Consider the following 13,584-nt stretch of genomic DNA (forward strand, 5'->3'; position numbering starts at 1 on the left):
GCTCTTCGGGAATATCTGATATTTGCGTCTTTAATTCGCTGCTTTAAAAATAGACCGGCTTAAATCATCTCTTTGCGGGAATTTCTTTATTCCGATCAATTAATGCCTTTAACCGCGAGGCGTCGGGCGTTTCGCCCATCAGGGCTCGCATCCAAGCGTTAACCCGAGTTTTTCGCCACGCGCCGCGGCGGCAATTCCGCTTTCTTATACAGAGCCATGCTAGGGTCATTGCTGAATTACTAATAATTAAAGTTTGTTATTATGTTGATTCACATTTGCTTATACATCGGTCATGACGATGCGGAATGCGACTCTGCGGCAACTGAAGGTTTTCGAAACGGTGGCGCGCCACCTGAGCTTCTCGCGTGCCGCCGAGGAATTGCACCTCACCCAGCCGGCCGTTTCCACTCAGGTCCGGCAACTCGAAGAACACGCCGGGCTGCCGCTGTTCGAACAACTCGGCAAAAAAATCTATCTGACGCCGGCCGGCACCGAAATGCTTCACTACAGCCGCGCGATCATCCAGCAGTTCCACGAAGTCGACGAAGCGATGAGTCAGCTCAAAGGCGTCTCCGGCGGCAAGCTGAATGTCGCGGTGATCAGTGCCGGCGACTACTTCTTTCCGCGGCTGCTGGCTGAATTCACGCGCCGTTACTCGGGCGTCGTGCTCAACCTCGCCGTGCACAATCGCGAGGAACTGCTGCATCAACTGGCTACCAATCAGACCGATCTGGCGGTGATGGTGCGTCCGCCCCACGAGACCGACGCGACCAACGAGCCGTTTGCACCGCACCCGTATGTGATCGTGGCGGCGCCCACGCATCCGCTCGCCAATAAGCGCAACATCAAATTCAGCCAGTTGGCGAACGAAGCGTTTATCGTGCGCGAGCGTGGCTCGGACACGTGGAATTCGATGGAAGAAGGCTTCGCCGGGCGGCTTGCCAACCTCAAGATCGCCATGGAGATCAAAAGCACCGAAACGATCAAGCAGGCCGTGATCGCGGGCATGGGTATCGCCTTTCTGTCCGCGCATACCATCAGCCTCGAATTGCAGCTCGGCCACCTGGTCGTGCTCGATGTCGAGAGCTTTCCGGTCATGCTCAACTGGTACGTGGTGCATCGAAAGAACAAGCGCCTGCCGCCGGTGGCAGTCGCCTTCAAACGCTTCCTGATGGAGGAAGGCGCGAATCTGATCGAGAAGATCACGCGCGTCAAGGAATTGAGCGTGTATAAGCAGTAGGCTATGAAGATCCAATGAAACTTTAACTATTGCAGATTCGTCAGGACTTCTATGCTGCAAGCGAGTTCCATCACTCGTCTGCCCAGGAGTCCGGTCATGAACCACGCTTCGGTTGAGTCTCATCCCAGCGCACACACTGCCCGTGTTGCCGCAAACCATCCCGACGACGCCCACCTCAGCGCGTACAACGCCGCCTTCAGCGACCTCGGCCTGCGCTTTCGCTGGGACCGCGCCACCCTCGACGTCCTCAGGGAATTCAATAGCGAGGCGGCGCAGATCACTGCCTACATCGAGCGCTTTCACGCCCATTTGCATAGCGCGTACGACGCCGACTTTCTCGCTCAAATGATTCTGCACAAGAAGGCGCAGTACTTCAGCGAGTTCGCGTCGGCGGCCGAGTGAGGGTGTTCGCGGGATCACGGTGCCGCGACGCGACACACCCGCCCACCTGAAGGTGTGAGCATTCATGGCATTCGCCGTGTCGCAGCGCGAGCCGGCCGGCGGCGGTCGCACGCACGTTGCCGCACGTGGGCACTCACGCCATTGCTGCCATTTCGACGATACGGGTAGGCCGCCGTGCGCACGCAGTATGTCGTCACGTCGCGCAGCATCCAGCTCTGCTCTTCCCCACCGTGCCATTCGATTCGTGCGAACAGCCCGTGCTTGCCCATCGTCAGGCTATGACAGCGCGCGGCAAAGGCGAGTGTGCTCGAATCGTGACCATGCTCGTGGCTGTCGGAGTACTCGCGGCTGAGCATCAAATGTACGCCCATCGCACAAGCCAGCGCGCTCATCGCGAGGAGCGCGGCGAGTCCGAATGGCTGCGCCGGTTCGGTCACGAATCCATAGCCGAGCCAGCCGCACAGCGACAGCGCAAACAGGTTGACGATGCCGTGCCCCGGCCGCGCCACCACGCTGAGTCGCAGTGCGCCGCGCAGTTTGCAGAACGCGATGGCCGACGTGGCGAAGATCAATGCGCCGATGAACACGGCGACACAGAGCTCGACGCGCTCGACATTCGCCTGCGCCGCCGACGACAGATAACGCGCGAAGCCCCCCGACATCACGGCGAGCCCCATGCTGCTGGCCAACAGCGCAACGAGGCGCGGGCGCCGCGTCAAGTTGCGCCGACGCACCAGCCACGCGCCGAGCACCGCGCCCGCCACGGCTGCGCCGACCACGCCGTCGCTCGCGCCTATGCCGGCAGCGAAAAGACCGGCGAGCGCGGCGGCCAATGCGCCCGCATGCCAGTCAGGACGGCGCTTCGGTCGCCGTTCGAGCGGCAGTTGCCCGACAGCCGCAAGCGCAACGGCCAGCACCGAAGCAAACACCACGGCCAGCGAACACCAGACGGTACTGTCATACGCTAGCGGCATGCGCGCTCCTTGGTACCGGAATGCATGGGCGCGATCCCAACGGATCGCGCGATTGGTCAAGCGTTCAGACGGCACCTGCCACGGCCGGCTCCGCGCCTGCGGCGGCGCCCGCGCGCACAGCGTTCAAGGTATTGCTCAGCGTGCCGATCCCGTCCACCGTGACCGTTACTGTCGCGCCATCCTTGATCGAACCGACGCCGACCGACGTGCCGCACGCGATCACATCGCCCGGCTCGAGCGTGAGATCCTGCGAGATCAGACTCACCTGCTCGGCGGGCGAGAAAACCATGTCGGCGAGCGGATAGTTCTGCCGCTCCACGCCATCGAGCATTGTGATGAGATGTGCCTGCTGCCAGTCGAAACCGGAGACGATCGCCGGGCCGACACAGCAGAACGTATCGAAGCCCTTCGCCCGGCACCATTGCGGAAAGTGCGGATTCTCGTTCAACAGATCGGCGGCGGTGACGTCGTTGACGAGCGTGTAGCCGAAAATCGCTTCCGCCGCCTCTTCGACACTCGCATCGCGGCAGCGCCGCCCGATCACAATGCCGAGTTCGCCTTCATAGGCGATCTTGCCGGCATAGCTGAGCGGCCGCCTGATCGGCTCACCTGAACCGATCACCGAACCCGCGGGCTTCAACAAGAAAAGCGGGTGTGCCGGCACCGGTTTGTCGAGCTTCGCCGCCAGCGCGTGAAAGTTGTTCCACAGCGCGACGATCTTGCCGGGCGCGCACGGCGCGAGCGGCGTCAGTGCGCGCGTCGACAACACGGCGCCGGTCGGCACCGGGTGCTCCAGACCTTCATATTCGTGCAGATAGCCACCTTCCACACGGCCGAACACGACGCCGCCGTCGCTCGACATGAACCGCATCCATGTATCCATACGTTGCTCCCTGTTTACGTGGATCGGGCCTAGATCGCGCCGGCAGTGCGCAGCGCACTGACCTGCTCAGGCGAATAGCCGAGTTCGGCCATGACTTCGTCGGTATGTTCACCCAGCAACGGCGAGCGCGTGACCTCGGTCGGGCTGTCGGACAGTTTGATAGGATTGCCAACCGTCAGATACTTGCCGCGAGTCGGATGATCCACTTCGACAATCGTGCCGGTTTTGCGCAACGACGGCTCTTCGGCGATTTCCTTCATCGACAGAATCGGTCCGCACGGAATGTCGTACTTGTTCAGGATCTGCATGGCCTCGAACTTGGTCTTCGTCATGGTCCAGCGTTCGATCTCGGCGAAGATATCCTTAAGATGCGGCAGGCGCGCAGCGGGCGTCGCGTAGTTGGGATCCGTGGCCCACTCTTCCTTGCCGATCACGTTGCAGATCTTCGCCCACACCGGCGCCTGCGTGATGAAGTAGATATACGCGTTCGGGTCGGTCTCCCAGCCCTTGCACTTCAGGATCCAGCCCGGCTGACCGCCGCCCGACGCATTGCCCGCACGCGGCACCGCTTCGCCGAACTCTCCGTTCGGATACTGCGGATACTCTTTCATCACGCCGGTGCGTTCGAGCCGCTGCTGGTCGCGCAGTTTCACGCGGCACAGGTTGAGCACGCCGTCCTGCATCGCGGCGAGTACGCGCTGACCGCGTCCGCTGTGTGTGCGCTGATACAGCGCCGTGACGATACCTAGCGCCAGATGCAAGCCGGTGCCGCTGTCGCCGATCTGCGCGCCTGTCACGACCGGCGGGCCGTCGTCGAAGCCGGTGGTCGAAGCCGCGCCGCCCGCGCATTGCGCGACGTTCTCGTAGACCTTGCAGTCCTCGTACGGCCCAGGACCGAAGCCCTTCACCGACGCGACGATCATGCGCGGATTCAGTTCCTGAATCCGCTCCCACGTGAAGCCCATGCGGTCCAGCGCGCCGGGCGCGAAGTTCTCGACCAGCACGTCGCATTTCTGGATCAGCGCCTCGAGCACCTGCTTGCCTTCAGGATTCTTCGTATCGATCGTGACGGAGCGTTTGTTGTGGTTGAGCATCGTGAAGTAGAGGCTGTCTACATCGGGAATATCGCGCAACTGCTCGCGCGTGATATCGCCCGCGCCCGCCCGCTCCACCTTGATGACATCCGCGCCGAACCATGCAAGCAGTTGCGTGCAGGTAGGCCCGGATTGCACATGCGTGAAGTCGAGAATGCGCACACCGTCGAGTGCTTTGCTCATGTCCTGTCTCCTGTGTCGACCAGGGCTTTGCGCTTTGGCGCCTTACTCTGGTCCTGAGCAACGTAGTTGTTGAAAAGGCGTCTACTTGTAATTTCCTGGCAATTTCGGTGCGTTCTCCGCCGCGCTGACTATGTATGCGGCTTGTCTTCGCGGCAAAAACGTTAGCGCCGTCACGCGATGCGGGCGAAACAACGGCATCGGCTTTCGGTCTGCGTCTTTTGATATATCACATACCATATTTTTAGGACCGTCAAGCGAGGTTTATCCCGCATTAGCCGGGAAGCCCCGCGCCTGCTGCGTTCGACACAAATAAAAAAGGCCCGCGGTGTCTGCACCGCGGGCCCTTCCCGTCTTACTCATCCATCAAACGCCGCCTCGCGAGGCCGCCGCGTCAGTCCAGAAAATCGCAGTTCGCCTCGACGAACGCCGCCAGATCCAGTGAATGCTGACGAGTGAGACGCTCGGCCAGTTCGGTATCGCGCTTCTCCAGCGCTTCGATAATGCGCAGATGATCGACGATCGAGCGCGATGCGCGGTCGCTCTGCGAAATGGTCATGCGGCGAATCGCGCGCACGTGGATGAAGATGTTCTTGATCGTGTCGAGAATGATCTGCGACTTGGATAACTCGACAATCGCCTGGTGAAACGCAATGTTGGCGTCCGAATACTCCGCGATGTGTTCCGCCGGCGTCGCGTCGCGGAAGTTGTCGAACATGTGGCGCAGACGGGCGATCTCCTCGTCCGTGGCGTGCAGCGTGGCAAGACGCGCCGCCATGCTTTCGAGCGCGGCCCACATCTGGATCATCTCGACGATTTCACGCTTGCTCTTGCGCACGATATAGATGCCGCGGCGCGGCACCATGCGCAGAAAACCTTCCTGTTCGAGCAGCGTCATGGCCTCACGTACCGGCGTGCGGCTAACGCCGAGCGACTCGCTCAGCACCCGCTCGTCGAGACGGATTTCTTCACGGTTCTGATAGATGTCCGCGTCGGCAATGGCCTGGCGGAGCATCGCATACGCCTGATCGCGCAAGCTCGCGCTCGCGCCGATCGGCTGCAATGACAACGTCAACGGTGTGGCCACTGCTTCAGTTTGAAGTTCTGACGACATTCATCGCCTCTTGTTGAACATGCGCACGATACGGTCTTGCCACTGCCACGCGTTGCTCGCCTAAGCCGACGAAGCGGCCATGTTGCGCTGCAAGCTGCGCGACAGGCTGCGGAATCCAGCGGGTCAACAGCACAGTGGCGGCAGAGCCTAAACCGACAACAGCAATGGCAAACAGCGAGAGAGGAACAACTTCCATTTGTAACTCCGAATGATTGAGTGAACGAATGACTCAATCATATGCTGCAATGCCGCAAAAATCAATATTCCGTATGTAGTATATCAGTCGCTGTTGTTTTTAGGATTATCTACTCACGGTAGCACGGGCCGCTCCGGGGTGTTCGGTCAAGCGGGCCGACGTGGCGAAAGATGCCGCTGTCGGGCTGCCGTCCTGGAAGAATCCGGTAGTTTATTCCGGACAACGCTACCGTTGGGCCACGAATCCGCAGATTACGCTCGTGTCTCACCAGACAAACATCATATGTATTTGTATCTCATATTGCCAAGGGCTTGATCGCCCCCTATCGTTCGACGAAGTTGATTTCGTCGCGAATTCGAGCGCGCCATATGCAATGAAAATACATATATTGGCGGCATCGAAAAACGCAATTTTTACGCCGCAAGACCTAAAGCATTCTTGCGCAAGGCCGATAACAACTAATTCGTCACCGGGAGACCGACCATGAGCAGCATCACCGAGCCGAGCGGGAATTCAGGCTCCGCCCCCTTCTTTTCCAAGCAGGCCACCGTCGCGAAGCCAGGTTTTTCGCGCTGGATGGTTCCGCCCGCGGCCCTTGCCGTCCACCTCTGCATCGGCCAGGCGTACGCCTTTTCCGTGTTCAACGGTCCGTTGACAAAAGTCATCGGCATCACGCAATCGACTGCTGACGACTGGTCGCTGACCTCGCTCGGCTGGATCTTCTCGCTGGCGATCGTGTTCCTCGGTTTGTCGGCGGCCTTCACGGGCAAGTGGCTCGAACGCGTCGGCCCGCGTCGCACGATGTTTACCGCCGCATGCTGCTTCGGCGGTGGATTCCTGGTTTCCGCGCTCGGCGTATATCTGCATCAGATCGTGCTGCTCTATCTCGGCTACGGCGTGATCGGCGGAATCGGGCTCGGCCTCGGCTACGTGTCGCCGGTGTCCACGCTGATCCGCTGGTTCCCGGATCGCCGCGGTATGGCGACCGGCATGGCGATCATGGGCTTCGGCGGTGGCGCGATGATCGCCGCGCCGTTGTCCGTGGCATTGATGAATCACTTCCGCAGCGCGACCAGCATCGGCGTGGCCGAAACGTTCGTCGTGCTCGGCATTGCGTATTTCATCTCGATGACGATCGGCGCACTCGCGATCCGCGTGCCGCCGGCGGACTGGAAGCCGGCCGGCTGGACGCCGGGCGCCACGAATCAGAACAAGATGATCTCGCGCAATCACGTGCATATCGATCAGGCGTTGAAGACGCCGCAGTTCTATCTGATCTGGCTCGTGCTGTTCCTGAACGTGACGGCCGGCATCGGCATTCTCGGCCAGGCCTCGGTGATGATTCAGGAGAGCTTCAAGGACACGGTGTCGGCAGCCGCGGCGGCTGGTTTCGTCGGCCTGCTGTCGCTCTTCAACATGGGCGGCCGTTTCGTGTGGGCGTCGGCGTCGGACTGGATCGGCCGTAAGAACACCTACTTCATCTTCTTCGCGCTTGGCGCGGTGCTGTACTACCTCGTGCCCGGTTTCGCGGCGTCGGGCCACATCGCCCTTTTCGTGCTCGCCTACTGCGTGATCCTGACGATGTACGGCGGCGGCTTCTCGACCGTGCCGGCTTATCTCGCCGACATGTTCGGCACGGCGTTCGTCGGCGGCATTCACGGGCGTCTGCTGACGGCGTGGGCCGCGGCGGGCGTCGCCGGTCCGGTGCTGGTGAACTACATTCGCGCTTATGAAGTCGCGCAAGGCGTCGCCAAGGCGGACGCGTACACGATGACCGTTCACATCATGGCCGTGCTGCTGGTAGTGGGCTTCGTCTGCAACCTGCTGATCAAGCGTGTGGACGACAAGCACCACATGACCGAAGCACAACTCGCCAAAGGCGCTTAAGGAGACTCGCATGTCGACCATTCAAGCAGTGAATCAGACCAGCAAGGTCAAACTCGCCGTCTTCTGGCTGTATGTGACACTGCCGCTGGCTTGGGGCGTGGTCAATACGCTCTCGCAGGCAATGAAGCTCTTCAAGTAAGTGTCGTTCGGCACCCCGCGCGCTCGGACGTGCGGGGTGCCTCTGCAGCGAGTGTCACTCGCTGACTGTCTAGCGGCGCGTTTCAAGCACGCCGATTTCCCGCCGCCCCGCTACCACTGATACGCCGCCCCGGCCGTGACCGCAGTGGTGGCGGAACTGATGCCCGCGCCTAGTTTCACCTTCAAACTCTGCGTGACGCGCGCCGACAGACCCACCGCCACCGCCTGATAGCCTTTGTAACCAGCCGTTCCGACGCCGATTGCGAGGTTCTTCGTGGCATCGACTTCGGGGATCGAGGTCAGCGCCAGCGCCGATGCCGTTCCGGAGTACGCGCTGCGCGCCATGTCGCTCAAACCGCCCTGGAACTGCTGCATGTTGACGGCGTCGGTCGGCCCCTGCCCCGCCGCGACGTTGGTAATACGGCGCTCGCTGCCGGACGAGCCTACCGACACCGTGTTGGTCACATCGGCCACCGAGCCCTCGCCGATTGCGACCGAGTTCGGCGCCGACGCTTTGGCGCCGCCGCCGATCGCCACGGAACCGTTGCCGATTGCCTGCGCAGCGTTACCCGAACTATTGACGGCAACATAGGGCGTGCCGCTGGTCTGGTTGTTCCGCACCACGTTGATCTGCTGGCTAAGCGTGCTGACAGTCTGGTTGGTGGTCCAGAGTTGCGCTCCGGTCACCGCATCGGTACTGGTGGCCGACAGTGTGCCGTCCTGCAGATTGGTCAGTTGGACTTTCGGCGCATTGGCCGCCGTGCCGCCGAGGGTGATCCGGTTGTGCGCCGAACTGTCGTACTGCACCGCATTCGCAACCGCGCCGCCAAGGTTGCCGACAGTGCTTTGCAGACCGGCAATATCGCTGCTGTTCTGCGTCACGCGCCCGTCCAGGTTGGTGATCGCGCCGCCGACATTGTTCACGACCGTGCCGCCCACGTTATACGTCGGCGCCGAGACCGAACCGTCCGCGTTGACGGTCGCCCCGCCGCCGAGCGCCACCGCCGTGCTCGCCGCCTGCGCGTACAGTTGCGAGCCGTTGACCGCGTTGCTGCTGGCCGGACCCACCGTGCCGGCTGCCACGCCTGTGACGACACGGTTGCCCGCCGCGCCGGCCATGTCGATCAGTTTGCCGTCCGTGGTCGCACCGACGGCGATGACGCGCGACACGGGATCCTGCGTGACCATCCCAATACCGCCGCTCTGCATGCTTTGCTGCAAGGTGTTGAGGCCGGTGTCGAGCGAGTCGAGCGCGTTGCCGACGGTGGTTTGCGTACCGCCCTGCATGTGATAGCTGGGGCCGGTCAGCGAACCGTCGGCGTTGATCTGTGCGCCGCCGCCCAGCGCGGCCACCATCGGTCTGAACTGGCCGAGATTGACCGCGGAGGCATCCGTGGTGCCGGCCGCAATGCCCGTCAACTCGCGCGCGCCGCCGGTGCCGGTGAAATCGACGCGAGCGCCGTTTGTGTCTTTCGCCACCGTGAGATTGCGCGAGGTCTGATCCTGCTGGACCAGCCCGATCTCGCCATTGCTGATCTGGTTTGTGATGTTGCTCACGTCGCCTTCGATCGTCGTGGTGCGCTGATCGAGGTTGCTGATGTTCGTCGTGTTGTCCGTGGTCCGCTGATCGAGGTTGCTGATGTTCGTCGTGTTGTCCGTGACGCGCTGATCGAGGTTGCTGATATTCGTCGTGTTCTCCGTGACCCGTCGATCGAGGTTGCTGATGTTCGTCGTGTTATCCGTGACGCGCTGATCGAGGTTCGTGATGCTGCCGGTGTTCTGCGCGACGGCCTGATTGGTGGCGAACAGTTGCGCGCCGTTGACGGCGTCCGAACTGCCGGCGGCAAGATTCGCGGCGCGCACGTTGGTGAGCCGGACCGGCGCGCTACTGCTGCCTAACGTGACGGTGTCGTGAGAGCTCGAATCGTACTGAACGGAATCGGCGCTGGCCTGGGTGGTGGTCGTGACGACGGCTGCGAGCGCCGAGCCGACATCGTTGTATATCCTCCCACCGACCTTATAGACGGGCTTCGCAATCGTTCCGTCCGCGGCAACGTCGGTGCCGCCTCCCAGCACGCCCGCCATGCCCTTCAACTGCGAGACGTTAGTGGCATCGCTGCCCTGGGTGCCGGCCGCGACATTGGCGATCTGCCGTTGCAGCGTGGCGCTACCGACTGAGATGGTATCCGCCCGGTCCGCGGAGGAATCCGCACCCAACGCGACCGATCCCGCTGCCGTGGCCGTCGCGCCGGAACCAAACGCGATTGCTTTCGTGGCGGCCGCCGTGATAAGGGCGCCGCTACCCGCAGCGATCGAGTTCGCCGCGTCCGTCTGGACGCTCGTCCCGATAGCCAATGCATTGACGTTCTGAACGGCTGCGTTATAGCCGATTGCAACACCATTCTCTGCAAAATAGTTGCTTGTCGCACCGGCGCCCACCACCGTCGCATTGGGTGCCAACGCAGCGGCTGCCGCGCCGACGGCGGTCGTATTGACGCGCGCCGCGCCCGAACTCGTGCCAATGGCGAGCGCGTTATTGTCGATGGCCATCGCGCCGACGCCGATCGCCATTGCGTTTTCGCCTCCCGACGCTGACGTCGTCAACGCGGGTGTCGTGAACGGACTAACGGCAATGAATTGGGTGACGGGTACTGGATCAGCCAGCGCAGCAGTTGCAAGCGTTAGCGTTTTTGAACGGTTCACATTGGACTCGGGCGTTTGGCCGACAGTCACCGGATCGGCGACATCCCATTCGACAGGCGCATTCATGAGTGGGTTGGGCGACTCCCCGGCCGCTTTCGCGGGCAAAGCCATCACTAACGTCCCAAACAGACTGGTGCCGACGGCTAGCAGTGCGCTATAGCCCGCAACCCCTCGCCCACCACGGCCTTTCGTCACCTCGGACCCCGCCGCGTATGTGCGGGTCGTGCTATTCCCTACGCTCTCATAAGACTTGTTCAACATTCCTCCCAATCTTTTATAGAAGATCCAAAGCACCAAGATTTTTACTATGTCATCCTAATTATTTAACGCGATCCAATAGAAACTTAAGACAGCGTGACTACCTGGTCACGACCACAAAGTCGCCGAGCACAAATATACCGTGTAAAGCGATTTTTTAGCTTATATTGGAAAAATGGCATAGCGCATTTAAGACCAAAAATGCCAAATGTCTTATATCGCGCTCATTATTTTTAGGCACTTCTAAGCAGAAATTTTGACTATTCCGAATCAGCGCACGAGACAGCGCTAATTCCGTTTGAAGTTCTCAAACGCGACGAAAATCGACCGCAACGGGTCTACCCTCGGTAGTCAAACGGAAGTCATACGGGAGAACTACACGTGAAGAGGCGCGAACTGATACAGCGGGTGACGCTATTCCCCGGCAGATCTATCAGCCGCCCGCGGCCTCCAGACGCATCGGAAAACTGATTTCGAAGATCGTCCCCTCGCCTTCGTGCGAGTCGAAGCGAATCTCGCCCTGCAGCACCCGGCACAGTTCCTTGACGATCGCGAGGCCCAGGCCCGCGCCCGGAATGTCCTCGTCCGTGGCGCGCTCGAACTCCTTGAACACGCGCTCGCGGTCCGACGCGCCGATTCCCACGCCCGTATCCGACACGCGCAGGCGCCAGCGATCGTTTTCCATCGCCGTCATGCTCAATTCGACCTCGCCCGCCTTGGTGTATTTGGCCGCGTTGGTCAACAGGTTGAGCGCGACCTGTTTGAGCTTGAGACGGTTGGAGACGACCACGTCCAGCGCGCCGTCGAAGGCGGTCTGAAGCTGCAGCCCTTTCGCTTCGATCGCGCTTTCGCAGGAGATCACCAGTTCGTCGAACAGCTCGCGCAGTGCGAAGCTTTCCAGCACGAGCGGACTGTCGTCGCCGAGCACCACCGAGTATTCAACCAGTTCGTCGACCAGCGTTTTCATATCGGCCGCCTGACGGTTCGCCAGCGCGAGCGCGGTCTCGGTTTTGGCCGGCGCGCGGCCGATCAGTTGCAGCGCCATCGAAAACACATTGAGAAAGTTGCGCAGATCGTGCACGACGCTGCGCGTGATCTGCATGCGCGACTCGTACAGGTCGCCGACCAGCCGTTGCTTGAGCGTCAGTTCGTGATTGGCGCGCTCGAGGCGCTCGGTGTAGTCGTCGATCGTGCGGTCGCGTTCGTTGACGACCTCGCGAATCGACGTCAGCGTGACAAAGCTCACGGCTTCGTCGATGAAGTGCCGCGCCCGTTCCTCGTGGCGCCGCGTGAAATACGGCCGCGCTTCGCTGAATTCGACGATCGCGCCGGTCAGCATCTGCCGGAACAGATCGAGCTCGCGCACCAGTTCGTCGATCCGGTACCCTTGCTTCCAGCGCAATTTGCCGTGCAGCCGCGCGTCGCGTTCGATCGCGCTCTCGACGTGGTCGAGATCCTGGTTCTCCAGCACGCTGCAGATTTCGTCGAGGATATTCGGGATGTGATCGGCCAGTTGTTCGTAGGTCAGCCGGTCAGATTCGGTCAATTCTGCGTCATGAAAGACCGCCTTCATCCAGCGCTCGGTCAGTTCGACCTGTTGCAGGCGCAACTGTTTGGCGAAAGCGGTGAGCGGCAGTACGTGCGAGTCTGTCATGTGGGAGACCTGGCGCCGCATGGCGGCCAAAATAGGTGTTCCGCGCCGTCCCGGCGAGACTTCCTTCGGGACATGCTTAACGCGACCGCATGGACTGCAAACCGCGCTCAGGAGGCAATGGTGAGCGCTGCGCAAGCCGCCCGGGCGCCTCCAGTATGCGCGATTTATGGAACAAAAATTAACCAGGGTTAGGACGTGTCCGCACCGGCTCGTCCCAAAGAAGGAAGTCCGGGAGGTTGCCACCGGGAGGCATCCCCCTTGCGCGAAACTGCCCCGCCGCTTCAGATCTTCTCGAACAGCACGTCCTGCGCGCCTTCCCACAGCACTTTGGTGCCGAGCTCGCGCAGCTTCTCCTTGCCTTCGACGATCGTCAGAAAGTGATTGCCCGCGAGTTGCCCCATCTTGCTCGCGAAGCAGCACGAACCGTACGCGAGAATGATCTCGGTTTCGCTGTAGCCGCCGGGATAAAACAGGATATCGCCGACCGACGGATGGCTCGTATGATTCTCGAAGCCGACCGCGTTGCCGTCGTTTTCGAGCTTGAAGTCGCCGAGCGGCACCCAGCATCCTTCGCCGCTCCAGCGCACGTGAATAAGCTTTTGCCGGTACGGCAGGAGCTTCAGGAACGCGGCCACGGTTTGCGGCGCGTCCGGATGGGTTTCGGCGGTAAAGACATGGCCGCAGGAGGTGATTCGGAGTCGGGTCATCGCCAGGTTTCCAGTGTGAAGGTGAAGGGAACGGTCGGTCGGAGCGCTTGACGCAGGGCGAGGAGCCAAGCCACGGGCACATGATTCTGTCGTCCGATGCAAGGCTTCGACAGATACAGTTGCTGTCCGACTGGTCAGTCCAGTTGGCCCCGCG

Annotated in this window: 12 protein-coding genes; 4 read left to right on the forward strand and 8 right to left on the reverse strand. The window is 61.2% G+C overall.

Annotated features, from left to right (window positions below; genetic code table 11):
* The first annotated feature begins 292 nt into the window (after window positions 1-292).
* Both B0G73_RS17045 and B0G73_RS17050 read left to right on the forward strand, forming a co-directional pair.
* Entirely contained in the window at window positions 293-1,240 is a 948-nt protein-coding gene (locus B0G73_RS17045; RefSeq protein WP_012427868.1) for a LysR family transcriptional regulator, read from the forward strand.
* 96 nt (window positions 1,241-1,336) lie between these two features.
* On the forward strand, window positions 1,337-1,642 hold the full coding sequence (locus B0G73_RS17050; protein ID WP_106282480.1) for a hypothetical protein: 306 nt from the start codon (window positions 1,337-1,339) through the stop codon (window positions 1,640-1,642).
* Between the two features lie 62 nt (window positions 1,643-1,704).
* Here B0G73_RS17050 and B0G73_RS17055 read toward each other — a convergent pair whose 3' ends face one another.
* From B0G73_RS17055 to B0G73_RS17075, 5 genes are all read right to left on the reverse strand, one after another.
* Window positions 1,705-2,616 carry an NAD(P)(+) transhydrogenase (Re/Si-specific) subunit beta gene (locus B0G73_RS17055; RefSeq protein ID WP_106282481.1) on the reverse strand — a complete coding sequence of 304 codons (912 nt, stop codon included), beginning with the start codon at window positions 2,614-2,616 and terminating at the stop codon, window positions 1,705-1,707.
* Between the two features lie 64 nt (window positions 2,617-2,680).
* A complete protein-coding gene (locus B0G73_RS17060) occupies window positions 2,681-3,499 on the reverse strand; it encodes a fumarylacetoacetate hydrolase family protein (RefSeq protein WP_106282482.1) in 819 nt (272 codons plus the stop codon).
* A gap of 29 nt (window positions 3,500-3,528) precedes the next feature.
* Window positions 3,529-4,776, reverse strand: a complete 1,248-nt coding sequence (gene frc, locus B0G73_RS17065) for a formyl-CoA transferase (protein ID WP_106282483.1) — start codon at window positions 4,774-4,776, stop codon at window positions 3,529-3,531.
* Window positions 4,777-5,167: 391 nt separating this feature from the next.
* Window positions 5,168-5,887, reverse strand: a complete 720-nt coding sequence (locus B0G73_RS17070) for a GntR family transcriptional regulator (protein WP_012427873.1) — start codon at window positions 5,885-5,887, stop codon at window positions 5,168-5,170.
* The gene (locus B0G73_RS17075) at window positions 5,865-6,083 is read right to left on the reverse strand and encodes a hypothetical protein (RefSeq protein ID WP_106282484.1); all 219 of its coding nucleotides are present in this window, start codon (window positions 6,081-6,083) and stop codon (window positions 5,865-5,867) included. The genes B0G73_RS17070 and B0G73_RS17075 overlap by 23 nt, the downstream gene beginning before the upstream one ends.
* Before the next feature lie 483 nt (window positions 6,084-6,566).
* On the opposite strand from B0G73_RS17075, the gene B0G73_RS17080 reads away from it, so the two are divergent.
* On the forward strand, window positions 6,567-7,970 hold the full coding sequence (locus tag B0G73_RS17080; RefSeq protein WP_106282485.1) for an OFA family MFS transporter: 1,404 nt from the start codon (window positions 6,567-6,569) through the stop codon (window positions 7,968-7,970).
* A 10-nt stretch (window positions 7,971-7,980) separates the two neighbouring features.
* Window positions 7,981-8,109: an oxalate:formate antiporter gene (locus tag B0G73_RS17085; protein WP_106282486.1), complete on the forward strand. Its 129-nt coding sequence runs from the start codon at window positions 7,981-7,983 to the stop codon at window positions 8,107-8,109.
* Between the two features lie 110 nt (window positions 8,110-8,219).
* On the opposite strand, the gene B0G73_RS17090 is transcribed toward B0G73_RS17085, so the two are convergent.
* The 3 genes from B0G73_RS17090 to B0G73_RS17100 all read right to left on the reverse strand — a co-directional run bounded on the left by B0G73_RS17090 (window position 8,220) and on the right by B0G73_RS17100 (window position 13,430).
* Window positions 8,220-10,877 carry a YadA-like family protein gene (locus B0G73_RS17090; protein ID WP_374957013.1) on the reverse strand — a complete coding sequence of 886 codons (2,658 nt, stop codon included), beginning with the start codon at window positions 10,875-10,877 and terminating at the stop codon, window positions 8,220-8,222.
* A 625-nt stretch (window positions 10,878-11,502) separates the two neighbouring features.
* Window positions 11,503-12,723: a sensor histidine kinase gene (locus tag B0G73_RS17095; protein WP_106282488.1), complete on the reverse strand. Its 1,221-nt coding sequence runs from the start codon at window positions 12,721-12,723 to the stop codon at window positions 11,503-11,505.
* 281 nt (window positions 12,724-13,004) lie between these two features.
* Window positions 13,005-13,430: a DUF3830 family protein gene (locus tag B0G73_RS17100; protein ID WP_106282489.1), complete on the reverse strand. Its 426-nt coding sequence runs from the start codon at window positions 13,428-13,430 to the stop codon at window positions 13,005-13,007.
* Window positions 13,431-13,584 lie beyond the last annotated feature (154 nt).

The sequence above is a fragment of the Paraburkholderia sp. BL25I1N1 genome (assembly GCF_003002025.1).
In the GTDB taxonomy this organism is placed as follows: domain Bacteria; phylum Pseudomonadota; class Gammaproteobacteria; order Burkholderiales; family Burkholderiaceae; genus Paraburkholderia.

What these genes read in the sequence shown, in the direction of transcription:
- frc (WP_106282483.1), bottom strand. Translation starts at nt 4,776, where the DNA reads ATGAGCAAAGCACTCGACGGTGTGCGCATTCTCGACTTCACGCATGTG.
- B0G73_RS17085 (WP_106282486.1), top strand. Translation starts at nt 7,981, where the DNA reads ATGTCGACCATTCAAGCAGTGAATCAGACCAGCAAGGTCAAACTCGCC.
- B0G73_RS17095 (WP_106282488.1), bottom strand. Translation starts at nt 12,723, where the DNA reads ATGACAGACTCGCACGTACTGCCGCTCACCGCTTTCGCCAAACAGTTG.
- B0G73_RS17090 (WP_374957013.1), bottom strand. Translation starts at nt 10,877, where the DNA reads ATGAATGCGCCTGTCGAATGGGATGTCGCCGATCCGGTGACTGTCGGC.
- B0G73_RS17075 (WP_106282484.1), bottom strand. Translation starts at nt 6,083, where the DNA reads ATGGAAGTTGTTCCTCTCTCGCTGTTTGCCATTGCTGTTGTCGGTTTA.
- B0G73_RS17070 (WP_012427873.1), bottom strand. Translation starts at nt 5,887, where the DNA reads ATGTCGTCAGAACTTCAAACTGAAGCAGTGGCCACACCGTTGACGTTG.
- B0G73_RS17100 (WP_106282489.1), bottom strand. Translation starts at nt 13,430, where the DNA reads ATGACCCGACTCCGAATCACCTCCTGCGGCCATGTCTTTACCGCCGAA.
- B0G73_RS17055 (WP_106282481.1), bottom strand. Translation starts at nt 2,616, where the DNA reads ATGCCGCTAGCGTATGACAGTACCGTCTGGTGTTCGCTGGCCGTGGTG.
- B0G73_RS17050 (WP_106282480.1), top strand. Translation starts at nt 1,337, where the DNA reads ATGAACCACGCTTCGGTTGAGTCTCATCCCAGCGCACACACTGCCCGT.
- B0G73_RS17080 (WP_106282485.1), top strand. Translation starts at nt 6,567, where the DNA reads ATGAGCAGCATCACCGAGCCGAGCGGGAATTCAGGCTCCGCCCCCTTC.
- B0G73_RS17045 (WP_012427868.1), top strand. Translation starts at nt 293, where the DNA reads ATGACGATGCGGAATGCGACTCTGCGGCAACTGAAGGTTTTCGAAACG.
- B0G73_RS17060 (WP_106282482.1), bottom strand. Translation starts at nt 3,499, where the DNA reads ATGGATACATGGATGCGGTTCATGTCGAGCGACGGCGGCGTCGTGTTC.